21 protein-coding genes are annotated in these 24,661 nt (G+C 67.3%); 8 read left to right on the top strand and 13 right to left on the bottom strand.

Annotated elements, in window-relative coordinates; genetic code table 11:
- Nucleotides 1-2: 2 nt before the first annotated feature.
- The gene (locus tag ACVOJ1_RS08390; RefSeq protein WP_111187002.1) at nt 3-2,105 is read right to left on the bottom strand and encodes a sensor histidine kinase; all 2,103 of its coding nucleotides are present in this window, start codon (nt 2,103-2,105) and stop codon (nt 3-5) included.
- Nucleotides 2,106-2,236: 131 nt separating this feature from the next.
- Between ACVOJ1_RS08390 and ACVOJ1_RS08385 the strand changes: the two genes are divergently transcribed.
- A complete protein-coding gene (locus ACVOJ1_RS08385) occupies nt 2,237-4,999 on the top strand; it encodes a bifunctional diguanylate cyclase/phosphodiesterase (protein WP_053517927.1) in 2,763 nt (920 codons plus the stop codon).
- Nucleotides 5,000-5,214: 215 nt separating this feature from the next.
- Here ACVOJ1_RS08385 and ACVOJ1_RS08380 read toward each other — a convergent pair whose 3' ends face one another.
- The 6 genes from ACVOJ1_RS08380 to ACVOJ1_RS08355 all read right to left on the bottom strand — a co-directional run bounded on the left by ACVOJ1_RS08380 (nt 5,215) and on the right by ACVOJ1_RS08355 (nt 9,597).
- Nucleotides 5,215-5,433 (bottom strand): hypothetical protein, encoded by a 219-nt coding sequence (locus ACVOJ1_RS08380; RefSeq protein ID WP_346480321.1) that lies wholly within the window; start codon nt 5,431-5,433, stop codon nt 5,215-5,217.
- Nucleotides 5,434-5,531: 98 nt separating this feature from the next.
- Entirely contained in the window at nt 5,532-6,722 is a 1,191-nt protein-coding gene (locus tag ACVOJ1_RS08375; RefSeq protein WP_053517932.1) for a methyl-accepting chemotaxis protein, read from the bottom strand.
- A gap of 191 nt (nt 6,723-6,913) precedes the next feature.
- Nucleotides 6,914-7,528 carry a high frequency lysogenization protein HflD gene (gene hflD, locus ACVOJ1_RS08370; protein ID WP_263178200.1) on the bottom strand — a complete coding sequence of 205 codons (615 nt, stop codon included), beginning with the start codon at nt 7,526-7,528 and terminating at the stop codon, nt 6,914-6,916.
- Nucleotides 7,525-8,667, bottom strand: a complete 1,143-nt coding sequence (gene mnmA / locus ACVOJ1_RS08365) for a tRNA 2-thiouridine(34) synthase MnmA (protein ID WP_065175703.1) — start codon at nt 8,665-8,667, stop codon at nt 7,525-7,527. The genes hflD and mnmA overlap by 4 nt, the downstream gene beginning before the upstream one ends.
- Nucleotides 8,664-9,125: an NUDIX hydrolase gene (locus ACVOJ1_RS08360; RefSeq protein ID WP_065182192.1), complete on the bottom strand. Its 462-nt coding sequence runs from the start codon at nt 9,123-9,125 to the stop codon at nt 8,664-8,666. The genes mnmA and ACVOJ1_RS08360 overlap by 4 nt, the downstream gene beginning before the upstream one ends.
- A 1-nt stretch (nt 9,126) precedes the next feature.
- Nucleotides 9,127-9,597 (bottom strand): hypothetical protein, encoded by a 471-nt coding sequence (locus ACVOJ1_RS08355; protein WP_346480320.1) that lies wholly within the window; start codon nt 9,595-9,597, stop codon nt 9,127-9,129.
- A 108-nt stretch (nt 9,598-9,705) separates the two neighbouring features.
- Between ACVOJ1_RS08355 and clpS the strand changes: the two genes are divergently transcribed.
- Nucleotides 9,706-10,032, top strand: coding sequence for an ATP-dependent Clp protease adapter ClpS (gene clpS / locus ACVOJ1_RS08350; RefSeq protein ID WP_053517940.1), 327 nt, complete (start codon nt 9,706-9,708; stop codon nt 10,030-10,032).
- 43 nt (nt 10,033-10,075) lie between these two features.
- Here the strand turns inward: clpS and ACVOJ1_RS08345 are convergent, their stop codons facing one another.
- Nucleotides 10,076-10,888 (bottom strand): APH(6) family putative aminoglycoside O-phosphotransferase, encoded by an 813-nt coding sequence (locus tag ACVOJ1_RS08345; protein ID WP_283219726.1) that lies wholly within the window; start codon nt 10,886-10,888, stop codon nt 10,076-10,078.
- Nucleotides 10,889-11,023: 135 nt separating this feature from the next.
- On the opposite strand from ACVOJ1_RS08345, the gene clpA reads away from it, so the two are divergent.
- Complete coding sequence (gene clpA / locus ACVOJ1_RS08340) at nt 11,024-13,303, top strand: ATP-dependent Clp protease ATP-binding subunit ClpA (protein WP_065182194.1); 2,280 nt, start codon at nt 11,024-11,026, stop codon at nt 13,301-13,303.
- Nucleotides 13,304-13,378: 75 nt separating this feature from the next.
- Here clpA and ACVOJ1_RS08335 read toward each other — a convergent pair whose 3' ends face one another.
- From ACVOJ1_RS08335 to trxB, 5 genes are all read right to left on the bottom strand, one after another.
- Nucleotides 13,379-13,756, bottom strand: a complete 378-nt coding sequence (locus ACVOJ1_RS08335) for a hypothetical protein (RefSeq protein ID WP_065182195.1) — start codon at nt 13,754-13,756, stop codon at nt 13,379-13,381.
- Nucleotides 13,757-13,957: 201 nt separating this feature from the next.
- Nucleotides 13,958-14,176 (bottom strand): translation initiation factor IF-1, encoded by a 219-nt coding sequence (infA, locus tag ACVOJ1_RS08330; protein ID WP_005409596.1) that lies wholly within the window; start codon nt 14,174-14,176, stop codon nt 13,958-13,960.
- A gap of 86 nt (nt 14,177-14,262) precedes the next feature.
- Nucleotides 14,263-15,003 (bottom strand): leucyl/phenylalanyl-tRNA--protein transferase, encoded by a 741-nt coding sequence (gene aat / locus ACVOJ1_RS08325; RefSeq protein ID WP_053517945.1) that lies wholly within the window; start codon nt 15,001-15,003, stop codon nt 14,263-14,265.
- Nucleotides 15,004-15,046: 43 nt separating this feature from the next.
- A complete protein-coding gene (locus tag ACVOJ1_RS08320; protein WP_277381757.1) occupies nt 15,047-16,171 on the bottom strand; it encodes a GNAT family N-acetyltransferase in 1,125 nt (374 codons plus the stop codon).
- An 83-nt stretch (nt 16,172-16,254) separates the two neighbouring features.
- Nucleotides 16,255-17,226, bottom strand: a complete 972-nt coding sequence (trxB, locus tag ACVOJ1_RS08315) for a thioredoxin-disulfide reductase (RefSeq protein WP_053517948.1) — start codon at nt 17,224-17,226, stop codon at nt 16,255-16,257.
- 233 nt (nt 17,227-17,459) lie between these two features.
- Between trxB and ACVOJ1_RS08310 the strand changes: the two genes are divergently transcribed.
- The 5 genes from ACVOJ1_RS08310 (at nt 17,460) to ACVOJ1_RS08290 (ending at nt 24,490) form a co-directional block, all read left to right on the top strand.
- Nucleotides 17,460-19,823 (top strand): DNA translocase FtsK, encoded by a 2,364-nt coding sequence (locus tag ACVOJ1_RS08310; protein ID WP_053517949.1) that lies wholly within the window; start codon nt 17,460-17,462, stop codon nt 19,821-19,823.
- 38 nt (nt 19,824-19,861) lie between these two features.
- Nucleotides 19,862-21,805: a DUF3857 domain-containing protein gene (locus ACVOJ1_RS08305; RefSeq protein WP_340044835.1), complete on the top strand. Its 1,944-nt coding sequence runs from the start codon at nt 19,862-19,864 to the stop codon at nt 21,803-21,805.
- Between the two features lie 111 nt (nt 21,806-21,916).
- Nucleotides 21,917-22,555: an outer membrane lipoprotein periplasmic chaperone LolA gene (lolA, locus tag ACVOJ1_RS08300; protein ID WP_065182198.1), complete on the top strand. Its 639-nt coding sequence runs from the start codon at nt 21,917-21,919 to the stop codon at nt 22,553-22,555.
- Nucleotides 22,556-22,741: 186 nt separating this feature from the next.
- Nucleotides 22,742-24,019 carry a replication-associated recombination protein A gene (locus tag ACVOJ1_RS08295; RefSeq protein ID WP_227255445.1) on the top strand — a complete coding sequence of 426 codons (1,278 nt, stop codon included), beginning with the start codon at nt 22,742-22,744 and terminating at the stop codon, nt 24,017-24,019.
- 81 nt (nt 24,020-24,100) lie between these two features.
- Nucleotides 24,101-24,490, top strand: coding sequence for a DUF805 domain-containing protein (locus ACVOJ1_RS08290; protein WP_065182200.1), 390 nt, complete (start codon nt 24,101-24,103; stop codon nt 24,488-24,490).
- Nucleotides 24,491-24,661 lie beyond the last annotated feature (171 nt).

Here is a 24,661-nt window from a genome sequence, read left to right as displayed (position 1 = left end):
GCTCAGTAATCCGGTGTTTCGACGGCAGCCGCGCAGGCTGCCTGGTAGGGAAGATGGACATCGACCAGGGTGCCGGCGCCGTGCGCCGACTCGATCCGCACGTGGCCGCCCACGCTCTGCGCACGTTCGCGCATGACGATCAGGCCCAGGCCGCGCGGGCCGTCAGGGTCGAAACCCTCGCCGTCGTCGCGGATCTGCAGGTGCAGCCCGCGCTGGCCGACATCGCGCAGCTGCAGCTGCACCTGGCTGGCGCGGGCGTGGCGCAGTACGTTGGTCAGGCTTTCCTGGGCGATGCGGAAGCAGGCCTGCTCGATGCTGTTGTCGGGCCGATGCGGCAGGGGCTCGATTTCGGCCAGCAGTTCCACCGGTGAGGAGCGGAACAGTACCCGTGCCTGCCAGCTCAGTGCCGCCTCCAGGCCCAGCGCATCCAGCTGTGGAGGCCGCAGCAGGGTGGAGATGTCACGCAGCTTGGCCACCGTGGTGTCGGCCAGGCTGACGATCTGTGCCAGATCCTCGCTGCGGCGCTTCGGATCGTCTTCGTCCTGCGCGGCATAGGCGGAGAGCTTGATGGCGGTGATGGCCTGCCCGATGTCATCGTGCAGGTCGCGCGAGATCGCGCGGCGCTCGTCCTCCTGCAGCGAGAACAACCGGCCGGCCATCGCCTGCAGTTCGCGGTTGCTGGTCTCCAGCGCACTGCGGGTGCGCTCGGAGTCGCTCAGGTCACGCACGATCAGCAGCTTGCAGTCGCGACCGCCATACCGCACTTCGCCCACAGCCAGGCCGGCGTGGAAGCTGCGGCCATCGGCACGCTGCATCGCCACCACGCTGCTGTGGCCGGGGCCGTGCTGGGGCTGGCCGGCCCGGAGCTGCACGCGTACCCGCGCCAGATCGCTGTCGGCGACCAGAGCCGCCAGCGGCTCGCCGAGCAGGGCATGGCCGCCATAGCCGAACAGACTCGCGGCCCAGGCGTTGGCGTACAGCACGTGCTCCTCGAAGAGGATGACCACGCCGTCCGGCAGCACACGCACCAGTTCGCGGAACTGTTCCTCACGTTCGCGCAGCAGCCGCCGCGACTGCTCGCGCTCGGTCACGTCCTGCAGCGTGCCGAGCACGCGGTCGCGGCCGGCCTCGTCAACGCCGCTGGCCGCGCGCAGGTGCACCATCAACGCGCGGCCATCCATCGACAGCAGCGGCAGCAGCACGTCCACCTGCACCGGTTCGCCGGAACACAGTTCGGCCAGCAGCTGGTCCGCCTGCGCGGCAGTGGCCGGATCGGCCGCCACCAGCAGTTCGTCGAAGCGATGCCAGCGGCGCGCTTCCGGCGGGCGCCGGCCGAGCAGGCGATAGACCTGGCTGGAGTACCGGCCCAGCCCGCTGGAGGGGTCCAGTTCCCAGGCGCCGATCTTCGCCAGCTCATGCGCTTCCTCCACCCGTGCCAGTGCCTGGTCCCGGCGCAGCTGTGCAAGGTCCTCGGCGGTGCGATCGATGGCAATGAGCAGGCGTGCGTTGTGGCCGTCGTAACCGATTGCGTTCGAGCGCAGCTCCATCTGCCGCAGGCTGCCATCGCGCAGCTGCAGCTGCGCCCGCAGGATGCACAGCTGCTCGGGCGCCTCCCGGATGGCTTCGAGCTTGGTCTGCAGCGCCTGGTCCTGGCCGGGCGGCCAGAGCACGTCGATGGTGCGCTCAAGCAGTTCCTCACGCTCCCAGCCGAAGGCGCTGCAGGCCGCGGGATTGGCATCGAGAATGGCCAGGCTGTCCAGATCGTAGACCAGGATCGGCCCGGGATTGCCCTCGAACATCTGCCGCAGGCGCAGCTCGGAGGCCTGCAGGCGGGCATGGGTGAGCAGCACGTGCTCGGCCAGCGGCCGCAGCAGCAGGTACAGCAGCCCGGCGCTGGCCAGGGCGAAGAACGACCCTTTCAGGCTCTGCCACAGCGAGGCCTGGTACGGATCGGGTACCAGCAGCTGCACGGCGCTGTCGGTGGCGATCATCCAGGCCAGGGCCATCGCCAGGTAACTCAGCACGATCCGCCGACGATCGCGGCCCAGCGATTGGGCCATCCGCGGGTCGGGAACAGGGGCGGTGCCGGTCGGTTCTGCGGGCATGGACAGGGCGGCAGGTAGGGGCGCCGGCCATCTTACCGCGCAGGTGCCCCGTAGCCACTCAATTATCCGCCGCAGGCGCCGTTAACCACTGCGTGCCCCGCTGTCGGGCGTTTCATCCGGAGCAAGATCGCGTGGACCAAGGGATCATCGCCAGCCTGCTGCAGCATCCGCTCGCGTCGGCGCTGGTCATCGTCGACCGCACTGGCCGTCCGCTGGCGGCCAATCCGGCCGCGCGCGAGCATGGCCTGCCGGCGACGGTCGCGGCCTACGCGCCGATGCTGGAGGACCTGCGTCTGCTGGCGGCCGACGGTGGCATTGTTGCGTGCAGCCTGCCGGGAGGGCCGCGCGGGCATTACGACGGCCACCTGCGCGCCGTGCATGACGGCGCCGGCAATCTGCTGGCCTTCACCCTGAGCGTGCCGGAACCGGTGCCGCTTGCGGGTGGCGGACGCTGGGAACTGGCGCTGGACAGCGCTGGCCACAGCCTGTGGGACTGGGATATTCCCAGCGATCGCGTCACCCGCACCCCTGGCCTGGGCGAAGAGACCGCCAGCGGAATGCTGGCGCGCGTGCACGGCGAGGACATCGGCCACGTGCGCGCCGCGCTGGATCAGCACCTGCGTGGAACCAGCGACCAGTACAGCGCACAGTTCCGCTTCCGCCAGCCCGACGGGCAGTGGCGCTGGGTGCTTGATCGTGGCCGCGTGGTCGCGCGCACTGCCGACGGCCAGCCGCTGCGGATGGTCGGCACCCACACCGACATCGAACAGCAGAAGCAGCTGGAGGCGTTGCTGCACGAACAGCAGGTGCACCTGAGCGAGGCGCAGCGCATCGCCAGCATGGGCAGCTGGTCGTTCGATCCAGGCACGGGCTCCTTCTGGTGGTCGCCCGAACTGCGTTCGCTGCTCGCACTTGAGCCCGGCAACGTGCCCGGCCAGCGACGCTGGCTCAAGCAGCTGCATCCGCGTTCACGTGGAGCGCTGCGGGCAGCCTGGCGCCGCTTGTGGCGCGATGGCCGCTCCGCCAGCCTCGAACTGGAGCTGGCCCGCGGCAGCGGCGAACCATCGCTGCATCTGCGGCTATGGATGCAGCCGCTGCTGGACGGCGAGGGCCAGCCCAAGCGGCTGCTGGGCCAGGTGCAGAACATCACCGAACAGCACCAGACCGATGCGCTGATCCGCTGGCGTACCGAGCTGCTCAACCGCGTTTCGGCCCTGGGCCGCATCGGCGGGTGCGAGATCGAGGTGCAGACCCGGCACATGCAATGGACCGAAGAGTGCTATCGCATCCACGGACTGCGCAAGGAGCCGATCACCCTGGACCAGGCGTTGGCGCTGTACACCGAGGACTCGCGCAGTGCGTTCGAGGCGGCGCTGGGCCGGATTGCCGGTGGCGGACTGCCCGAGCAGCTGGATCTCTGCTTCTATCGTCAATCCGGCCTGCGCGTATGGGTGCAGGTGCTGATCGAGCTGGATCGACGCGATGGCCTGCCGCCACGCTTCGTGGTGCTGTTCCGTGACATCACGCGAGAGCGCGAGGCCAACGAGCGCATCGAGCTGCTGGCCCATTACGACCTGCTGACCGGCCTGCCGAACCGGGTGCTGCTGGGCGAGCAGACGGCTGAAGCAATCGAGGAAGCGCGTGATCGCGGCACCTCGCTGGCGATGCTGTTCATCGACCTGGATGGCTTCAAGACCATCAACGACAGCTTCGGCCATGCCACCGGTGATGCGCTGCTGAAGGCGGCGGCCACCCGACTGCACCAGAACCTGCGCAACAACGATCTGTTCGGCCGCTTCAGCGGTGACGAATTCATCGTGGTGCTGCGCGACCTGGCCGAACCGGAAGACGCTGGCCACGTGGCGCGCAAGCTGATCGGCTCGCTGGCCGAGCCGCTGCGCCGCGGCGATACCACGCTGAAGGTGGGGGCCAGCGTGGGCATCGCCATGCTGGGCGATACCCAGACCGATTTCGATTCACTGCTGCGCGCCGCCGATGCCGCGATGTATGCGGCCAAGGAAGCCGGTCGCAACACCTACCAGTACTACAGCCAGGATGCACTGGCCCGCATCCAGCGCCGGCTTGAGCTGGAGCATGCACTCCATGGCGCGATCGAGCGCGAGGAGTTCAGCCTGGCCTATCAGCCGCTGCTGCACGCCCACCTTGGCGAGCCACCGGCCATCGAAGCACTGCTGCGCTGGCATCGACCCGGCATCGGCTACTGCAGCCCGGCCGAGTTCATTCCCATCGCCGAGAAGTGCGGTGAAATCGTGCGCATCGGCGACTGGGTACTGAACGAAGCCTGCCGCCAGGCCACTGCCTGGGACAGAGCCGGTCTGCACTTCGACCGCATCGCGGTGAACGTCTCGGCCGTGCAGCTGCGTGATCGCGGCTTCGCCGAGCGGGTGATCGAGATCTGCCATGCCCATGGCTGGCCGCCACAGCGCCTGGAACTTGAGCTGACCGAGTCGGCGCTGATCCGTGACACCGACATCCTGCGTCATTGCTTCGACGTGCTGGAACGGCATGGTGTGCCGCTGGCGGTGGACGATTTCGGAACAGGATTCTCCAACCTCAACTACCTCAACCGGTTCCCGGTGGGCCGCCTGAAGATCGACCGCAGCTTCGTGCAGGGCATGCTGCACGACTCGGGTACGGCCGAGGTGACCCAGGCCATCGTGCACCTGGGTCACGCGCTGGGCATGAAGGTCGTGGCCGAAGGCGTGGAAACGCACCAGGAAGAAGACATGCTGCGCCGCCAGGGCTGCGACGAGATCCAGGGCTACCTGTACTCGCGGCCGCTGAGCCCGCGGGACCTGGCGCAGTGGCTGCGCCAGCAGCATCAGTCACCGTCGCGCACGGACGCCGGCAACGAAGCGCTGCTGGTGCGTTGACGATTTGTGACCGCGTACCCGCGGTCTCCAGGCCTGTCCGGTTGCGATGAACCTGCGGCGCATATGAGCCGAGCATGGGCTCGGCGGCGCTTTCTGGTCGGAGCGATGGACATCCCTGCGCCTCAGCCGAGCATGGGCCTGTTTCACCGTAGAGCCGAGCGGACGCTCGGCTCTTTCATGTTCGGGCCGCGATAGACCCGGCAGACGCCCCGGCGCTACTTCAGGGCATCTCCATCCAACCCCAGGTCCCAGGCCATGCCCAGCAGTTCGCCGGCGGTACCGGGCGAGGGCGGGCGCGCATCGGCGAGCTGCTGCAGCTCGCGGATCTCCTCATGCGCGACCTCTTCCAGCTGCTGCAGCTGTTCTCGCACGCTGGCGTTGCGCGGGCGTTCGATGTCGGTGAGGGAGGAGGGCGGGGCGCTGATCAGGGCCATGGGGCGCGTACAGGATGCTTTCGGCGGTGGATCACAGGCAAAGGCCCCGGTCGAGCCGGGGCCTTGCAGACTGCCGGAGAGGGCAGCGGACACGCGTGTCAGAACAGTTCGACGGTACCGGCGCCCATGTTCTGCTGGGCGACCGGCTTGTGCGGCGGGCGCTCCCATTCGTTGCGAAGTTCGCGCAGACGGTTGCCGGTGCGCTGCAGCGCGCTGGCGATCTCTTCGTCGAAGACGCCGCCATTGCGGTGCAGGAGTTCCTGCAGGGCCACCGCTTCGCGGTTGATCGCGGTCAGGCGGTCGAGATGGGTATGCACGCCACCCAGCGCCTGCGTGGCGATATCTTCGAACTGCAGCGCGCGCACGGCCTCGGCGACGCTGCCGTCGATGGCACGCGCGCACTCGGACACCTCGCGCATGCCTTCGCCCAGCGAAGCATTGATCTGTGCCACGTTGTCCAGCATGGCCGCTGCTTCCTGGCGTGCTTCGCGGGAGCGGTCCATGTCGCGCGAAGCCATGTGCGAGACCGTCTCGCGGACCTTGGCGATGGCGTCCTTGGAGCTGTGGGCCAGCTTTCGGATCTGTTCGTTGAAGGTGGTTGAGCGCTCGGACAGGTTGCGCACTTCGTCGGCGACCACCGCGAAGCCGCGGCCGGCCTCGCCGGCACGGGCCGCTTCGATGGCGGCATTCAGTGCCAGCAGGTTGGTCTGGTCGGCAATCGACTTGACGTCTTCCAGCAGCGCGAAGATGCCGTCCAGGTGCTGTGCCATCTGGTCGATGTGCTGCACGGTGGTCGAACTCTGCCCGCTGACCTGTTCCAGCGCTTCCACCAGCTGCTCCATGCGATGGCTGGCATGCTGGGCGAACCGCGCAACGTCGAGGCCCGCACTGCCTTCATCGCCGGCACGGTCGACGATGCGCGACAGCGCCTGGCTCTGCTGGCGCGACTTGCGGTTCATTGCATCGAAGCTGCCGCCCAGGCTCGATACCGCCTGGCGGATCAGGTCGCGGGCGCGTTCCACTTCACCACGCGAACCGTCGATTTCGTTGCCGACGAAGCTGCGCAGCTCGGTCAGCAGCTGGTCCTGCTCACGCAGGACGCGGGCCTGTTCCGGTGAGCGGTGCGCCTGGGCGCGCGCGGTCCACCACGCAAAGCCCAGCCAGCTCAGCGTCATCGTGGTCAGGATCGCCCAGCGCAGGGCGGCCGGCCATTCGAAACCGATGGCGAAGGGGAGCAGCAGGGTCAGGGCCAGGGGGGCGGCCAGACGAATGAAAATGCGTGAGTACATGGACGTTCTCGGGAGGTGCACGGAGGATGTATCGGCCGTGTGCCCTTTCTCTTTAACGTCGATGCGCTTTCTGAATGCGTCGGATTTCCGGCGCCGGACGCTCGCCGGGCATGGGCCGGCGCTACCCCGGCAGCGCTGCGCGACGGTCAGGCGATGCGGTAGCGCCGGGCCATGCCCGGCGGATGCAGCGGTCAGGCCAGCAGGCGGTCCACGGCCTCGACCATCGCCTTGCGACCAAACAGGAAGTCCCAGTAGCTGCCGCCCACCTGCCGCCACAGCACCGCGGCGCGGACGGCGGCCAGCAGCAGGGCACGGATCTCGGAGACCACACCGGCCTGGCCCAGGTAATGCGGGTTGCCCTGCACCATCACCCGCGGCTTGAGATGGCTGATGGTGTCCGCATAGACGCCGCCGAGGCTGGCCAGCACATCCGGGTGACCGCTGTCGCCCAGTTCGGCGGCCTTGCGCTGCGCCTGCTCGATGCCCGAGGCCACCTTGTTGACGGTTGCGCCGTCCTGCACGAAGCGGCGCTCCAGCTGCAGCACCGACAATGCCAGCTTGGGCAGGATCGGATCCTGGCCCTGGTTGCGGAAGTAGTTGTGCAGCAGGCGCAGGCCCGACTTCAGCGCGTGGCGGTCGCCGAACACCTCCTGCGGAGAGGACGCGTCGACGCGGAATACGCTGTCCACCGCGGTACGTACAGCGGCGGCATCGGAATGGCCGGTATCGGCGATGCGGCGCACCTGCTGCAGGGCCTGGGCAATGCCGGCCAGGGCCAGGACGCGGTCGTCGACAGTGAAACTCATGCAGCGATTACCTCAAAAGGAGAAGGGGTGGTGCGCAGGCGCTGTTCCAGCGGCGCATCGGTGGCGGCGATCACCGCACCGCCCAGGCAGATCTCGCCGTCATACAGCACCAGCGACTGGCCGGGCGTGACGGCCCGCTGCGGGCGGGCAAAGGTGACCAGCACGCTGCCATCGTCCAGCACATCGACCGTACACGGCTCGTCGGGCTGGCGGTAGCGGGTCTGGGCAGTGCATTCGAAACGCCGGGCCGGTGGTGCGCCGGCGATCCAGTGCGCGGTTTCCGAACGCAGGCGTTCGGAGAGCATCCACGGGCTGTCGCGGTCCTGATCGACATACAGCACGTTGCTGGCCACGTCCTTGCCGACCACGTACCACGGCGCGGCCGGGCGGCCACGCACGCCGCCGATGTTCAGGCCCTCGCGCTGGCCGAGCGTGAAATAGAACACGCCCGGATGCTCGGCAATCACGCTGCCGTCGGCCGGGTCGAGGATCTGTCCCGGCCGGGCCGGCAGATAGCGGCCCAGGAACTCGCGGAAGTCGCGCTCGCCGATGAAGCAGATGCCGGTGGAGTCCTTCTTGGCATGGGTCGGCAGGCTGACGTCACGGGCGATCCGGCGCAGGTCGCTCTTTTCCAGGTCGCCGATCGGGAACAGGGTGGCGGCCAGCTGCGCCTGCCCCAGCTGGTGCAGGAAATAGCTCTGGTCCTTGGAGCGGTCGGCGCCGCGCAGCAGCAGCCACTGGTGGCCGCGCTGGGTCACCCGCGCGTAATGGCCGGTGGCGATGCGCTCGGCGCCCAGTTCACGCGCCGCGTCCAGGAAGTGCTTGAACTTCACCTCGCGGTTGCACAGCACGTCCGGATTGGGGGTGCGGCCGGCGGCGTACTCGGCCAGGAAATGCTCGAACACGCCTTGCCAGTACTCGCTGGAGAAGTCGCGGAAATGGAAGGGAATGCCCAGCAGGCCGCAGACCGCCACCGCATCGCGGCGATCATCCTCGGCGCGGCAGTCGCCGCTGCCGTCGTCGGCCCAGTTCTGCATGAACAGGCCGGCCACGGCCTCGCCCTGCTGCACCAGCCGCCAGGCGGCGACCGACGAATCGACGCCACCGGAAACGCCTACCATCACGCGCGGGGTGCTCATGCGACCTCCCGGACCAGCGAAAGCGGGTGGCGCTGGCCACCCAGATAGTCCGCCACGACCTGCCATACCAGCGGGCTGCGCTGGCGCTGCCCGGCGGCCTGCAGCTCGGCCGGGGTCATCCACAGCGCGCGGTCGATGCCGGTGTCGAGCGGCTGCGCCGGATCATGCGAGACCGGGCGCGCCGCGTAGCAGAAGCGAAGGAACGTCGTACCGTCGCCCGCCGTCCATTGGTAACAGCCGATGAAGTCGGTCAGCTGAACCGTCCAGCCGGTCTCCTCGCGGGTCTCGCGCAGCGCCGCCTCGGCCAGGCTCTCGCCGGGCTCGAGGTGCCCGGCAGGCTGGTTGAGCACGGCGCGGCCATCGATGGTCTCCTCGACCAGCAGCACGCGGCCGCCGTCGACCACGATGGTGGCGACGGTGGCGTGCGGTGCCCAGCGCGGGTCCGGCGTGGCGTTCACCTCAGAGATCGTCCTTCTTGGTCAGTTCCAGTTCCATCGCGTCGGCGGTGCGGATCGCGGCATCGATGGCGTCGCTGAGCTGGTCGGCGGTGGCATCGGCGTCGATCTTCACCACGAACATCGCGGTCACCTCCTGTTTCACCCAGCCGCCCATCTTGGCGTCCTGCGAGTCCTCCAGCAGGCGGTTGGCGACCGCGACCGGGAACTGCTTGGTCTTGGACGTGTAGCCTGGCGACCAGATCTCACGGATGTTGTGGCTGCCGAAGTCTTCCACCGCCGAGCGCACGTACACCATCTGGGTGCGGTCGCCCTCGACGTCGAACACCAGGCGGTAGTCGCCATCCTCGTCGACCTCGTAGTTGTAGCCCAGCTTGTCCAGCTGGCGACCGACGGCAGCGTCGGCATCGGCTGCGCTCGCCGGACCGGCACAGGCCAGGGCGATCAACAGGGCAGGCAGAAGGGTCCTTTTCATGAAAATCCTGTGAAACCGGGGTGGGAAGGACAATTGTGACGGCGGCCGTCCGTGCCGTCCATTCCGGGAGGGCCGACGCGGGCGCGCGGCAACCTCTATAATGACCGGATGCCCCGCGAGTCTTCCCCCGATTCCCACCACGAGCACGGCATCGCCGTGGAGCCCGCGCGCCCGGAAGTGGCGCCGCCGCCGTTCTACCAGGTCATGCTGCTCAACGACGACTACACCCCGATGGATTTCGTGGTGGACGTGCTGCAGCAGTTCTTCAACATGGACCTGGACAAGGCGACGCAGGTGATGCTGCATGTCCATACCCGCGGTCGCGGCGTCTGCGGCGTGTTCACCCGCGAAGTGGCCGAGACCAAGGTCGGCCAGGTCAACGAGTATTCACGGATGAACCAGCATCCGCTGCTGTGCACGATGGAAAAGGCCTGACCGGCCTCTTGTAGAGCCGAGCCCATGCTCGGCTACAGCGGGATCACCCCTCCGCCAGCGCCTCCAGTGCCATCGCCGCCACTGTCTCGTCGATATCGGCCGGGTCGCCATCATTGCGGAACCATACGGCCGACAGCCCGGCGCTGGCAGCGATCCAGCGCAGCAGGCGCGTGCGATCCAGCTCCGCCAGGGCGCTGACCTCGGTCACCCGGGCCGCAAAGCGCTCCGGCCGGGTCGCGACGTGGATGCCGGGACCGCACAGGTCGGGATTGCTGAACAGCGTGGTGTAGTCGAACGCGCGATCACCGATCAGCCGTTTCGGGTCGATCGCCAGCCAGCCGCGCGTGCCGAAGTCGAGCACGTTGTCGTGGTGCAGGTCACCGTGCAGCGGCCGGACCTCCTGTTCGTCCTCCAGCAGCGCGACCGCCAGCGATCTGCACTGTTCCAGCAGTGGCGGCAGCGAGCCCCTTGGCTGCAGCAGGTCGGCGAACCATGTAGGCAGGCAGACCAGCTCCGCTGGCGGTGCGCTCCGTGGCCGGTGCAGCCGCTGCAGGACCTGGCACAGGATCGTGGTACAGGTGCTGTCATCGCCGCCGATCGAGCGCTCCCGCAGCGATTGGCCGCCGGCGCGCTCGATCAGGATGGCCGGCCCCTCGTGCGCCAGCAGGCGCGCGGCACCGTCGCCGTCCCACCAGCGCAGCAGGCGATGGCTGTTCTGTTCTTCGGTTTCACTGCTGATCTTCAGCATTGCCGGCTGGTCGTCGGCGGTCAGTACCGGCCAGAGCCGGGCGTGCGGTGTACGGATGGCGGGACCATCACGTCGCAATCGCCAGCGGCTCAGGTAGGGTTCGCTCATGGGTGGGCTGTCCGGGAGTGAATGAAGATCAAGCAATCCGCACTGCTAACGCCATCTGAACGCAGCAATCCGCTAGGGTGATGGAAATCGCGTAGTCAGGCCGCATATTGTCCCCATCTGCCGCCGGAGTAATCCATGTTCAGCAAAGACCTCGAACACACCATCGGCCAGTGCTACAAGCGCGCCCGTGAGGCCCGGCATGAGTTCATGACGGTCGAACACCTGCTGCTGGCACTGCTCGACAACCCGTCCGCCCAGGCCGTACTGAAGGCCTGTGGTGCCGATGCCGACCGCCTGCGCCAGGAGCTGGAGCAGGCCATCGAGGCCTCCGTGTCCCGCCTGGCGGAAGACGATGGCCGCGACACCCAGCCGACGCTGGGCTTCCAGCGCGTACTGCAGCGGGCCGTGTACCACGTGCAGTCCTCGGGCAAGAAGGAGGTCACCGGCGCCAATGTGCTGGTCGCCATCTTCGGCGAGAAGGACTCCCATGCCGTCTACTACCTCAACCAGCAGGACGTGACCCGCCTGGACGTGGTCAATTACCTGTCCCATGGCATCGCCAAGCTGGGCGAGGAGGGCGAACAGCCTTCCTCCGAAGGCGAGAGCCGGGCCGAGGGCGGGGAGGGCGAGCCGAAGGGGGATGCCCTGACCGAGTTCGCCAGCAACCTCAACGAGCAGGCCCGGGCCGGACGCATCGACCCGCTGGTCGGGCGTGCCGACGAGATCGAGCGGACCATCCAGGTCCTGTGCCGCCGTCGCAAGAACAACCCGCTCTACGTGGGCGAGGCCGGCGTCGGCAAGACCGCGATCGCCGAAGGCCTGGCCCGGCGCATCGTCGAGGGCTCGGTGCCGGAGGTGCTGGCCGATGCCGTCATCTATTCGCTCGACCTGGGCGCACTGGTGGCCGGCACCAAGTACCGTGGCGACTTCGAGAAGCGCCTGAAGAGCGTGCTGACGGCCCTGAAGAAGGTGCCCAATGCCGTGCTGTTCATCGACGAGATCCACACCATCATCGGTGCGGGTTCGGCGTCGGGCGGCACCATGGATGCGTCCAACCTGATCAAGCCGGCGCTGGCGTCGGGCGAGCTGCGCTGCATCGGCTCGACCACGTTCCAGGAGTACCGCGGCATCTTCGAGAAGGATCGTGCCCTGGCGCGCCGCTTCCAGAAGATCGACATCGTCGAGCCGACCGTGGGTGAGACCTACGAGATCCTGCAGGGCCTGAAGGGCAAGTACGAAGCCCACCACGGCGTGACGTACTCCGACGAGGCGCTGCAGGCCGCGGTGGACCTGTCGGTCAAGCATATCGGTGACCGCCTGCTGCCGGACAAGGCCATCGACGTGATCGACGAGGCAGGTGCGCGCCAGCGGCTGCTGCCGGAGGACCAGCGCAAGGAACTGATCGACGTGGAGGAGGTGGAGGCCATCATTGCCAAGATGGCGCGCATCCCGACCAAGCAGGTCAGCGCCACCGACAAGGATGTGCTGCAGCACCTGGAGCGCAACCTGAAGATGGTGATCTTCGGCCAGGACCCGGCCATCGAGACCCTGTCGTCGGCGATCAAGCTGGCGCGCTCGGGGCTGGGCAATCCGGAAAAGCCGATCGGCAACTTCCTGTTCGCCGGCCCGACCGGTGTCGGCAAGACCGAGGTGACCAAGCAGCTGGCCCTGCAGCTGGGCATCGAGCTGGTCCGCTTCGACATGTCCGAGTACATGGAGCCGCATTCGATCAGCCGTCTGATCGGTGCGCCCCCGGGATACGTCGGCTTCGACCAGGGCGGCCTGCTGACCGAGAAGATCGTCAAGACGCCGCATTGCGTGCTGCTGCTGGACGAAATCGAGAAGGCGCACCCGGACATCTTCAACATCCTGCTGCAGGTCATGGACCGGGGCGTGCTGACCGACACCAACGGACGTGAAGCGAACTTCAAGAACGTGGTGCTGGTGATGACCACCAATGCCGGCGCGGCCCAGGCCTCGCGGCGTTCGATCGGCTTCACCAAGCAGGACCACGCCACCGACGCGATGGAGACCATCCGCCGCAGCTTCACCCCGGAATTCCGCAACCGCCTCGATGCGGTGGTGCAGTTCCAGGCGCTGGGCTTCGAGCACATCCTGCGTGTGGTGGACAAGTTCCTGATCGAGCTGGAGATGTTGCTGCAGGAGAAGCATGTCAGCCTGTCGGCCACGCCGACCGCGCGCGACTGGCTGGCCCACCATGGCTTCGACCCGCTGATGGGTGCCCGTCCGATGGCGCGCGTGATCCAGGACAAGATCAAGCGTCCGCTGGCCGACGAGCTGTTGTTCGGCAAGCTGGTCAACGGCGGCAAGGTCAGCATCGATGTCCGCGACGACGAACTGGTGGTCGAGACCCAGGCCGAGCCGGAGCGGCTGCTGCCGGCCACGGTGGAGTGAGCTGACGCCACGGGCTGTGGCGTGAAGGACTGGAAAGGGCAAGGGCGGCTTCGGCCGCCCTTGTGCTGTCAGGTGTCAGCGGCTGCGACGGCGCGCTTCACGCGTGAACCGCTCGGCATCGATCGGCTCGATGCGCGCCACCTCGCAGGAGCCGCGACCGGTGTCCAGCTTGCTTCGGCCCTCGCTGCACAGCGTGTCAGCCTCCTTGCCGTCGGTCGTGAAGCCGAGGCGGGTGGCCAGCACGGCGGAAGGGCAGCTGTTGCGGAAGTGCACGACATAGTGCGCTTCGCCGGAGCGGAGCAGGATGTTCCTGTCGGCGCCGGCGCGAACGATCTGCTGTTCGCCGGACAGCGGCACGCACTGCGCCGCCGGGGTGTCGGCCGCATGGGCGGACGGGGCCAGCAGGGCGATGGCGGACAAGGCCAAGGGGGCGAGCAGGGAAGTGAGGTTCATGGCGGGGCAGGGGTGGCGATCCGGAGTGGATCGGATCCCAGAATGCTGCCGCTGTCGCAACTGCGAATCTGCCGCAAGCAGGGCTGACTGACGTCATGGTGAGATCGGTCACGATGACCTCCGGCAGGGCCGGAGAGCGGGCATGACAAAAGGCCAGCAACCCAGGCTGGCCTTGTCGAAGTGGCGCGACGCGCCGACCGCTTACTTCATGCGGTAGGTGATGCGACCCTTGGTCAGGTCGTACGGGGTCATTTCAACCTTGACCCGGTCACCGGTGAGGATGCGGATGTAGTTCTTGCGCATGCGGCCGGAGATGTGGGCGATGATCTCGTGCCCATTTTCCAGACGAACGCGGAAAGTGGTGTTCGGCAGCGTCTCGCTGACGGTGCCCTCGAACTCGATGGAATCGTCTTTCGACATGTAGTCCTGTGCGGTTCAGAAAACGGCCACGCTGGGCCTAAGGCGCAGTATTTTACGCGGGACGCGGCCGGCTTGCAAAGTTTATGTTAACCCCCCGCCAGGACGCGGGCCGGCAAGCGGCCCATGTGCCGGGTCCACGGGCCTTCACGCCCCGGGCAGCGCACGGCCTGCCGCACGTGGTCCAGAAACGCGGCGCGTGGCAGGTGCACCGCACCCATCCGCAGCAGATGCGGATTCTCCACCTGTGCATCGATCAGTTCCCAGCCCCAGCCATGCAGGGTGGCCGCCAGCGCGGCCAGCGCGATCTTGGAGCCGCCGCTGGCGCCGCTGAACATGCTTTCGCCGAAGAACACCGTACCGATGGCCACGCCATAGATGCCACCGACCAGGGTCTGCCGGTCCCAGACCTCGACGGAATGGGCGAACCCGAGGTCGTGCAGCCGGCTGTAGGCCTCGACCATTGCCGGGCTGATCCAGGTGCCGTCCTGTCCGGGGCGCGGCGCGGCAGCACAGGCGCGCATCACCTGGCTGAAGGCGGTGTCGGCAGTCACCTCCCAGTGGCTGCCGCGCAGCTGGCGGCGGAAGCGGCTGGACAGGTGTACGCCGGAGGTGCGGAACACCATGCGTGGGTCCGGTGACCACCACAGGATCGGCTCGCCGTCGCTGAACCACGGGAAGATGCCGCCGGCATAGGCATTCAACAGGCGTGCAGGATGCAGGTCGCCGCCTACGGCCAGCAGGCCGTCGGGACTGCGCAGCGCGGTTTCAGCGGGCGGGAAGGGGGCGTCCGGCGCATCGTCCAGGCGCCAGGGCAATTGACGGGTCATGCCGGGAGTGTAGCGATGCCGGCGCATCCATTCTGCGGCGGCGCTAGTCCTGCGTGCGGAACGGGCTGTGTTGCTGCAACGTCTGCTCATAGCGCCGCACGTCCCTGCGCTCCTGCCGGCACCAGTCCTGCAGAGCTTCTGCGAAATCCGCATCGGCCACCCAGTGCCGGCTGCGCACCCGCGTCGGCAGGAAGCCGCGCGCCAGCTTGTGTTCGCCCTGTGCGCCGGGCTCGAAGCGGGTCAGGCCTTCGCGCAGGCAGTACTCGATGCCCTGGTAGTAGCAGGCCTCAAAGTGCAGGCCAGGCAGGGTAGCGCCACCCCAGTAGCGGCCATACAGCGTGTCGCCCCCACGCAAGCACAGGGCGCCGGCAATCGGTTCGCCGTCCTGTTCGGCCAGGAACATCACCAGGCCGCGCCCGAGGCTGCTGGCCAGGTGGCGCAGGAAGGGCTCGGTGAGCGCCGGTGCATTGCCGTACTCGACGAAGGTCTGCAGGTAGAAACGGTACATCGCCTGCAGGTCGGCACGGCTGGCCTCATCGCCGTGCACGACGCGGAAGCCGATGCCCTGGCGGGTGACCCTGGCGCGCTCCTGGCGGATGTTCTTGCGGTGCTTGTGGTCCATGGCGCCAAGGAACTGATCGAACGTCGTCCAGTCGCCCGGGTTCTGCCACTGGAACTGGATGTCCTCGCGCAGCAGCCAGTCATCGCCGAACACCGCTTCATCCGCTGCGGTGTGGAAGTTGATATGCGCCGAGGACACGTCCAGCGCGGGCAGCGCCCCGCGCAGGGCCGACAGCACGCCCGCGCGGGCTGGATCGTCCCGGGCCAGCAGCCGCGGCCCGGTCACCGGCGAGTACGGCACGGCGCCGAGCCATTTCGGGTAGTAGTCGCGGCCATGCCGGGCATAGGCATTGGCCCAGGCGTGGTCGAACACGAATTCGCCGTGGGAGTTGGTCTTCAGGTAGCCGGGAATCGCCGCGACCAGGACGTCGCCCTCCCACAGGGTGAAATGCCGTGCCTGCCAGCCCCAGTCCCCGCGCAGGCAACCGTGGGCTTCGAGTCCGGCCAGGAACGCGTGGCTGACGAAGGGATTGCGGCCATCATGCAGCGCGTCCCAGTCGGTGGCGGTAACGGACTGCAGCGAGTCGAGGAAACGGGGGGAGGGCATGGGCCAAGGATAGGTCAGAAGAAAACAGAAAGGCCGGCGCTTCCGCGCCGGCCCCCAGGATCAGTCATGGCGTGGAGCAATCTTCAGCCGGCCTTGCCCTGTGCATCCAGATAGCGCTCGGCATCCAGTGCGGCCATGCAGCCGAAACCGGCGGAAGTGATGGCCTGCCGATAGTGCTGGTCGGCCACGTCGCCCGCGGCGAACACGCCTTCCACCGAGGTCTGGGTGGCGTTGCCGCCCAGGCCCGAGCGGATTTCCAGGTAGCCGTTGTTCATCGCCAGCTGGCCATCGAACAGGGTGGTGTTCGGGTGATGACCGATGGCCACGAAGAAGCCGTGCGCGTCGATGTCGCGGGTGCTGCCGTCCAGGGTGGACTTCACGCGCACACCGGTCACGCCGGCATCGTTGCCCAGCACTTCCTCGACCTGGTGGTGCCAGACGGTTTCGATCTTGCCGGCCGCGACCTTGGCGAACAGCTTGTCCTGCATGATCTTTTCCGCCTTGAGGGTGTCGCGGCGGTGGACCAGGTAGACCTTGCGGGCGATGTTGGACAGGTACAGGGCCTCTTCCACCGCAGTGTTGCCACCGCCGACCACGACCACGTCCTGGTCACGGTAGAAGAACCCGTCGCAGGTGGCGCAGGCGGACACGCCGCGGCCCTTGAAGGCCTCTTCGGTCGGGATGCCCAGGTACTTGGCGGTGGCGCCGGTGGCGATGATCAGGGCGTCACAGGTGTATTCGTGACTGTCGCCGATCAGCCGGAACGGACGCTGGGACAGGTCGGCGGTGTGGATGTGGTCGAAGATGACCTCGGTCTCGAAGCGCTCGGCGTGCGCCTGCATGCGCGCCATCAGGTCCGGGCCCATCAGGCCATGGGCGTCACCCGGCCAGTTGTCGACCTCGGTCGTGGTCATCAGCTGACCGCCCTGCTGCAGGCCGGTGATGACGACCGGCTTCAGGTTGGCGCGGGCGGCGTAGACCGCAGCGGTCCAGCCGGCCGGGCCGGAACCGAGGATGACAAGCCGTTGGTGGCGGGAGGGCAGGCTGGTGCTCATGTAAACTCGCGAAAAGGTAAGTGGGACAAGGCGCTGGCGATGTTTGCGCAGCATCCATGGCAGGTCATAGAGTGGCGGCTGGGGCAGGGCGATTCAAGCCGATGAACAGAACGCCGTCGCCCATCGACGGTTTCCGGCCCCGGAGGGCGCCTCGCAGCGTCGCATAACTGAAAACTGACGCCGTCTCATTTATTATCAATCACTAACAGCGCATTCCAAAGGTATGGTCTAAGGTGGCGAAGCAGGTCCCCGAACGCTCCAAGTCCGACGACAGCAAGGCGTCACGTCGCACGGCCGCGGCGGCAGCGACGACCGACAACCCCCGCCGCCAGCGCCTCTGGCGCGACCTGGGCCTGATCGCGATCGCGCCGGCCCTGCTGTACCTGGCGGCAAGTCTGTTCACCTACTCGGCGTCGGACCCCGGCTGGTCGCATACCGGCAGCGTGGTCGCGCCGGTGCACAACATGGGCGGCCGCGCCGGTGCCTGGATCGCTGACGTGCTGCTGCAGTTGTTCGGCTACATCGCGTTCCTGCTGCCGGTGGTGCTCGGCGCACTGGCCTGGATCGCCATGTTCGGCCTCAAGCGGGAAAGCAAGGGCGAGAACGACCTCGATCCGGCCCTGCGCCTGGTCGGTCTGGTCGGCTTCCTGATCGCCGGTACCGGCTTCCTGCATGTGCGCCTGTTCAATGGTGATGTGTCCAGTGCGGGCGGCATCCTTGGCAAGCTGGTGGGCAACTCGCTCACCGTCGGGTTCGGAGCGCTGGGCGCGAACCTGTTCGTGCTGGTGCTGCTGCTGGCCTCGATCACCCTGGCCACCGGCCTGTCGTGGTTCACGGTGATGGAGAAGATCGGCCGTGGGGTGATGTCGCTGGCGCCGCTGCTGGAGCGCAAGAAGGAACAGGCGACCGAGTGGAAGCAGACCCGTGCCCTGCGCGAGGAGCGCCAGGAAGTCCGCAAGGCGGACGCCGAGGTGCGCGCCAAGCGCGAGCCGGTGAAGATTGAACCGCGCCCGGAACCGGTGATCGAGAAGAGCGACCGGGCCAAGCGTGACAACCAGATACCGATGTTCCGCGGCGTCAACGGCGATGGTTCGGACCTGCCGCCGCTGGCCCTGCTGGATGATCCCAAGCCGCAGCCCAAGGGCTACGACGAGGAGACGCTGGAGACCCTGTCGCGGCAGATCGAGTTCAAACTGAAGGATTTCCGCATCGATGCGCAGGTGGTCGGCGCCTATCCGGGCCCGGTCATCACCCGCTTCGAGATCGAGCCGGCGCCGGGCATCAAGGTCAGCCAGATCAGCTCGCTGGACAAGGACATCGCCCGCGGCCTGTCGGTCAAGTCGGTGCGCGTGGTCGATGTGATTCCCGGCAAGTCGGTGATCGGCCTGGAGATTCCCAACGTCACCCGCGAGATGATCTTCCTGTCCGAGCTGCTGCGCTCGAAGGAGTACGACAAGGCCTCCAGCGTGCTGACCCTGGCGCTGGGCAAGGACATCGCCGGCCGCCCCACCGTGGCCGATCTGGCGCGCATGCCACACCTGCTGGTGGCCGGTACCACCGGCTCGGGCAAGTCCGTGGCCGTCAATGCGATGGTACTGAGCCTGCTGTACAAGGGCTCGCCGAAAGATCTGCGGATGCTGATGATCGACCCGAAGATGCTCGAACTGAGCGTCTACCAGGGCATCCCGCATCTGCTCGCGCCTGTGGTCACCGACATGAAGGAGGCCGCCAACGGCCTGCGCTGGTGCGTGGCGGAGATGGAGCGCCGCTACAAGCTGATGAGCGCGGTGGGCGTGCGCAACCTGGCCGGCTTCAACAAGAAGGTGAAGGACGCCGAGGACGCCGGCCAGCCGCTGATGGACCCGTTGTTCAAGCCGAACCCGGAGCTGGGCGAGGCGCCGCGCCCGCTGGAGACGCTGCCGTTCATCGTCATCTTCATCGACGAATTCGCCGACATGATGATGATCGTCGGCAAGAAGGTCGAAGAACTGATCGCACGTCTGGCACAGAAGGCACGTGCAGCCGGCATCCACCTGATCCTGGCCACCCAGCGTCCGTCGGTGGATGTGATCACCGGCCTGATCAAGGCCAACATTCCCACCCGCATCGCGTTCCAGGTGAGCTCGAAGATCGACTCGCGCACCATTCTCGACCAGTCCGGCGCGGAGACGCTGCTGGGTCACGGCGACATGCTGTACCTGCCTCCGGGCACCGCCATGCCCGAGCGTGTGCACGGCGCGTTCGTCTCCGACGATGAAGTGCATCGCGTGGTCGAGCATCTCAAGGCGATGGGTCCGGCCGATTACATCGAGGGCGTGCTGGACGAGGTTCAGACCCTGGGGGACGGCGTGGTGGTGGGTGCCACCGGCCTGCCGGAAACCAGTGCCGGCGGCGACGAGTCGGATCCGCTGTATGACGAGGCGCTGAGGGTGGTCACGGAGACCCGCCGCGCGTCGATTTCTGGCGTGCAGCGCCGGCTGAAGATCGGCTACAACCGTGCGGCGCGACTGATCGAGGCCATGGAAGCGGCCGGCGTTGTCAGTGCGCCCGAGCACAATGGCGACCGGACGGTGCTGGCACCGCCGCCGCCGAAGTAAGGCCCGACGTACCCCCACGACGTCCAAGGATCCGACGAATGCTTCATCCCGTACCACGCGCGCTGGCGCTGGCGCTGGCTGGCCTGATGGCCGCCAGCCCGGCCCTGGCGGAGACCGCCACCCCCGCGCCCGCTACGGCGCCGCCTTCCACCAGCGGCGATACCGAAGCCAGCAACAACTTCAGCATCGTCCGCTATCGCGCCGACTACCAGGTGCGGCCCGACGCAGGCAATGTGCAGACCGAGACCTACGAGGTCCTGCTCAAGACCAAGGCCTCGGTCGAGCAGTTCAGCCAGGTGCGGCTGAGCTACAGCGAGAAGATGGAGACGCTGGAGGTGCTCGACGCCTACACCATCACCGCCGATGGCCAGCGCCGTGACGTTCCGGCAGATCGCATCTACACCCAGGAAAGCTATTCCAGCGCCTCGGCAGCGATGTACGCCGACCGCAAGGTGCGGGTGATCGTGTTCCCGAACCTGGCGCCGGGCACGCGCCTGTATTACCAGGTGCGCCGCACCCAGGCCACGCCGTACTTCCCGGGCTACTTCGGCCTGTGGGAGACCTTCAATGTGTTCACCGAATACGAGGATGCCGAGGTGACGCTGAGCGCACCGGCCAACCTGCCGATGTTCGTCGACAGCCGCGGCGTGCAGGGCAGCGATCGCCCGGCGGTGAGGAACGGCCAGGCGCAGTGGCGCTGGCGCTACCAGCGCCGCGAGGCGATGCAGGCGCAGAACTGGTCGGCCGCCGGCTGGGAGTTCGGCCCGAACATCATGGCCAGCACCTATCGTGACTGGGCGCAGATGGGCCGGGCGTACCAGCTCAAGGCCGGTCCCGCCGCGCAGGTCACGGCGGAGATCCAGGCGCTGGCCGACCAGGTCACCGCAGGCATCGGCGACCGTCGCTCGCAGGCCGATGCGCTGTACCGCTGGGTCGCTCAGAACATCCGCTACGTCGCGGTGTACCTGGGCAATGGCGGGCTGGAGCCCAACAGCGCGCAGAGCATCCTCGACAACCACTATGGGGACTGCAAGGACCATGTGACCCTGCTGGAAGCCCTGCTGGCCGCCAAGGGAATTGCCAGTTCGCCGGTGCTGATCGGCGCCGGTGGCGGGCCGACGCTGCCGAAGATTCCGGTGCTGGGGCGCTTCAACCACGCCATCACCTACATTCCCGAGTTCGATCTGTACCTGGATTCGACCACCGCCTGGGCGCGCTTCGGCCAGTTGCCCGAGGGCGACCTGGGCGCGCCGGTGATGCGCACGGCCGACGCGAGCCTGGCACGCACGCCGGCCAATGGTCCGCAGCGCAACGCAACCTCGATGGAGGTGCGCTTCACGTTCGATGCCAACGGCAATCTGCGTGGCGAGACGATTCCGCAGCTGGGCGAGAATGCGGAGATCGGCATGCGCGCACAGTTCGCCCAGCTCAATGCGCAGAATCGGGCGCGCGCCGAGGAGTCGATCATGGCGGCGTCCGGTTTTGATGGCCGCGGCCAGCTGCAACTGCAGGGCGTCCCGGTCGATCTGACCCGGCCGTTCGGCTACCGCATGGCCTTCCAGGCGGAAGACTACGTGGACTTCAGCGTGGCCGGGGGCATGGCGGTGCCGGATCCGCCAGGCGGCGAGTCGGTGCGCGGGCTGTACGCTACCGCGTCTGCACCGGCCAACGAGACGCCGTTCTACTGCAACGCGAGCCTGCGTGAAGAAACCTATCGCCTGCAGTTCCCGGCCAACGCGCCGATCATCGCCGTTCCGGCCAGCCAGCGTTTTGCCAATGCCGCGGGCGAGTACCGGGTGGACTGGAGCCGGCAGGGCCAGGAGGTGATCGTCCACCATCGCCTGCAGCAGAATGCCGTGCGTGGACCGGAGGCACTGTGCCAGCCCCAGGACTACACCGCGTTCCGCGCGCTGTATCGCGAAGTGCGCCGCGGCTTCCGCGGACAGGTTCTGTATGGAAGGCTGCCTGCACCTGCCAACTGAATCGCCGGTGGACGTGTGGGGCGGCATAATGTCGCCCTGATCGCCCATTCATCTTTGCCCGGGCACACTGACATCCACCTTTCCTTGCGCCCGCGCCCACAGGATTCCCGCATGAACGTCCGCCTCCGCCGTATTCTTGCCGCCAGCACTCTCGCCATGGCCTGCGCCGCCGCGGGCAGCGCGTGGGCGGGTGCCCGCGATGACCTGAAGAACTTCACCAGCGGCCTGAAGGGCCTGGATGGCCAGTTCAGCCAGCAGGTGTTCGACAGCCGCGGCAAGGTCAAGGAGTCGACCAGTGGCCGCGTGGCACTCTCTGCCCCGCGCCTGTTCCGCTGGGAGTACGTGCGGCCGCACGAACAGCTGATCGTGGCCGACGGCAAGAAGGTCTGGATGTACGAGCCGGACCTGGAGCAGGCCACCGTGCGCGAGCAGGGCAAGGAAGAGCAGAACAGCCCATTGACCGCGCTGATCAACCCAGCGCTGCTGGAGCAGCAGTACGACCTCAGCGAGGAGGCGGCACAACGGGATGGCCTGCAGTGGCTGTCGCTGTCGCCGAAGCGCGATACCGAGGCCAGCTTCCAGTACGCCGCACTAGGCTTCAACGCCCAGGGGCTGGCGAGGATGGAGATCACCGACGCGGTCGGCCAGCGCACCGTGATCAATTTCAGCGGCTGGAAGCGCAACCCGACCTTCGCGGCCTCGACCTTCCGCTTCAGCCCGCCGGCCGGCACCGACGTCATCGGCAACTGATGGGTGACGCCGGGCATGGCCCGGCGCTACCGATGTGCGCATTTCGCCGATCCGCCGGGCATGGCCCGGCGCGACCGACGGGGGGCGCGGTACAATAAGCGGGTGCCAAGACAACGCTCCACTTCCTTCCCCGGCCCCGATCTGCTGAGTGTCGATCGGGATCATCTGCGCCCGCTCGCCGAGCGCATGCGTCCGCAGACGCTCGATGAAATGGTCGGGCAGAAGCGCCTGCTCGCTCCGGACAGCGCACTGCGCCGGGCGGTCGAGTCCGGTCGGGTGCATTCGATGATCCTGTGGGGCCCGCCGGGCTGTGGCAAGACCACGTTGTCGCTGCTGCTGGCCGAGTATTCCGATGCCGAGTTCCGCGCCATCTCCGCCGTGCTGTCCGGCCTGCCGGAGGTGCGCCAGGTCCTGGCAGAAGCGGCGCAGCGTTTCGCCGAAGGCCGGCGTACCGTGCTGTTCGTCGATGAGGTGCATCGCTTCAACAAGGCGCAGCAGGACGCGTTCCTGCCGCATATCGAGCGCGGCACCATCCTGTTCGTGGGTGCCACGACCGAGAACCCGTCCTTCGAGTTGAACTCGGCGTTGCTGTCACGCTGCCGTGTGCACGTGCTGGAGGCGGTCTCGCCCACCGACATCGTCGAGGCACTGCAGCGGGCGCTGGGCGATCGCGAGCGCGGCCTGGGCCAGGAGTCCATCGAGGTTGCGCCCGAGCTGCTGCTGGAGATCGCCACCGCTGCCGATGGCGACGTGCGCCGCGCATTGACCCTGCTGGAAATCGCTGCCGAACTGGCGGGGGGCGAGGGCGGGCACATCACCCCGCAGACGCTCACCCAGGTGCTGGCCGACCGTACCCGCCGTTTCGACAAGGGTGGCGAGCAGTTCTACGACCAGATCTCGGCGTTGCACAAGTCGGTGCGCAGTTCCAATCCCGATGCGGCGCTGTACTGGCTGACCCGCATGCTCGACGGCGGCTGTGATCCGTCGTACCTGGCGCGCCGGCTGACCCGCATGGCGATCGAGGACATCGGCCTGGCCGATCCGCGAGCACAGAGCATGGCGCTGGAAGCGTGGGACATCTACGAACGGCTGGGCAGCCCCGAAGGCGAGCTCGCGTTCGCCCAGCTGGTGCTGTACCTGGCCAGCACCGCCAAGTCGAATGCAGGCTACGCGGCGTTCAACCAGGCCAAGGCCGACGTGCGCCAGAGCGGTACCGAAGAGGTGCCGCTGCACCTGCGCAACGCGCCGACCAAGCTGATGAAGGAACTGGGCTACGGTGCCGAGTACCAGTATGACCACGATGCGGAAGGCGGGATCGCCCTGGATCAGACCGGCTTCCCCGATGCGATGGGCGAGCGCGTGTACTACAACCCGGTGCCGCGCGGACTGGAGATCAAGCTGAAGGAAAAGCTCGACCGGTTGCGCGCCGAGCGCGAGGCGGCGCGGGCGGCGAAGCGGCGTTGATCGCCGTTATGCAACCAATCCGATTGTCGGGTCCACGCTGATTCGAGAGAATCCCCGGTTCACTTCTCAAGGATGACGTTCATGCAGGACATGACTCTGGCGTTGAAGCGCTACGCCCAGTTCGAGGGTCGGGCCAATCGCCGCGAATACTGGATGTTCCAGCTGTTCCTGTTTCTGGTGGCCACGGCGGTGTCGCTGCTGGCCGGCGTGCTGGCGATCCTCATGCGCTCCAGTCCGGATGCACTGAGCGCCATCCTGATCGGCACGATGGTGCTGCTGGGCCTGATGTGGCTGGCGACGATCGTGCCGCTGATCGCCGTCACCGTGCGCCGTCTGCATGACTGCAACCAGTCCGGCTGGCTCTATCTTCTGGCATTGGTGCCGATGGGCGGCCTGGTGATCCTGGTGTTCGCTCTGCTGCCCGGCACGCCGCAGGAAAACCCGTACGGCCCCGTGCCTGCGGGCCCTTGACGCGGCACCCGCCGGGCAGCGCCCGGTCCTGGATCGGCCTTCCCGCCTTGGCGGGAACAATGATGATGCGTCCCATGACGCCGCGGTATCGCGCGCGTGATACACAGTGTGACGTTTGATCGTTGTGATAATCATTCGCGTTTAAGGTAGACTGCGGTCCCTTGTGAAACA

It is taken from the genome of Stenotrophomonas sp. STEN225, from assembly GCF_056756445.1.
Note: the sequence above shows the minus strand (reverse complement) of the source record. Positions and strands in the feature narration are given on the sequence as shown.

Coding starts and splice junctions, on each gene's coding strand:
- ACVOJ1_RS08390 (WP_111187002.1), bottom strand. CDS start 2,105: ATGCCCGCAGAACCGACCGGCACCGCCCCTGTTCCCGACCCGCGGATG.
- ACVOJ1_RS08380 (WP_346480321.1), bottom strand. CDS start 5,433: ATGGCCCTGATCAGCGCCCCGCCCTCCTCCCTCACCGACATCGAACGC.
- ACVOJ1_RS08375 (WP_053517932.1), bottom strand. CDS start 6,722: ATGTACTCACGCATTTTCATTCGTCTGGCCGCCCCCCTGGCCCTGACC.
- hflD (WP_263178200.1), bottom strand. CDS start 7,528: ATGAGTTTCACTGTCGACGACCGCGTCCTGGCCCTGGCCGGCATTGCC.
- mnmA (WP_065175703.1), bottom strand. CDS start 8,667: ATGAGCACCCCGCGCGTGATGGTAGGCGTTTCCGGTGGCGTCGATTCG.
- ACVOJ1_RS08355 (WP_346480320.1), bottom strand. CDS start 9,597: ATGAAAAGGACCCTTCTGCCTGCCCTGTTGATCGCCCTGGCCTGTGCC.
- clpS (WP_053517940.1), top strand. CDS start 9,706: ATGCCCCGCGAGTCTTCCCCCGATTCCCACCACGAGCACGGCATCGCC.
- ACVOJ1_RS08345 (WP_283219726.1), bottom strand. CDS start 10,888: ATGAGCGAACCCTACCTGAGCCGCTGGCGATTGCGACGTGATGGTCCC.
- clpA (WP_065182194.1), top strand. CDS start 11,024: ATGTTCAGCAAAGACCTCGAACACACCATCGGCCAGTGCTACAAGCGC.
- ACVOJ1_RS08335 (WP_065182195.1), bottom strand. CDS start 13,756: ATGAACCTCACTTCCCTGCTCGCCCCCTTGGCCTTGTCCGCCATCGCC.
- infA (WP_005409596.1), bottom strand. CDS start 14,176: ATGTCGAAAGACGATTCCATCGAGTTCGAGGGCACCGTCAGCGAGACG.
- aat (WP_053517945.1), bottom strand. CDS start 15,003: ATGACCCGTCAATTGCCCTGGCGCCTGGACGATGCGCCGGACGCCCCC.
- ACVOJ1_RS08320 (WP_277381757.1), bottom strand. CDS start 16,171: ATGCCCTCCCCCCGTTTCCTCGACTCGCTGCAGTCCGTTACCGCCACC.
- trxB (WP_053517948.1), bottom strand. CDS start 17,226: ATGAGCACCAGCCTGCCCTCCCGCCACCAACGGCTTGTCATCCTCGGT.
- ACVOJ1_RS08305 (WP_340044835.1), top strand. CDS start 19,862: ATGCTTCATCCCGTACCACGCGCGCTGGCGCTGGCGCTGGCTGGCCTG.
- lolA (WP_065182198.1), top strand. CDS start 21,917: ATGAACGTCCGCCTCCGCCGTATTCTTGCCGCCAGCACTCTCGCCATG.
- ACVOJ1_RS08295 (WP_227255445.1), top strand. CDS start 22,742: ATGCGTCCGCAGACGCTCGATGAAATGGTCGGGCAGAAGCGCCTGCTC.
- ACVOJ1_RS08290 (WP_065182200.1), top strand. CDS start 24,101: ATGCAGGACATGACTCTGGCGTTGAAGCGCTACGCCCAGTTCGAGGGT.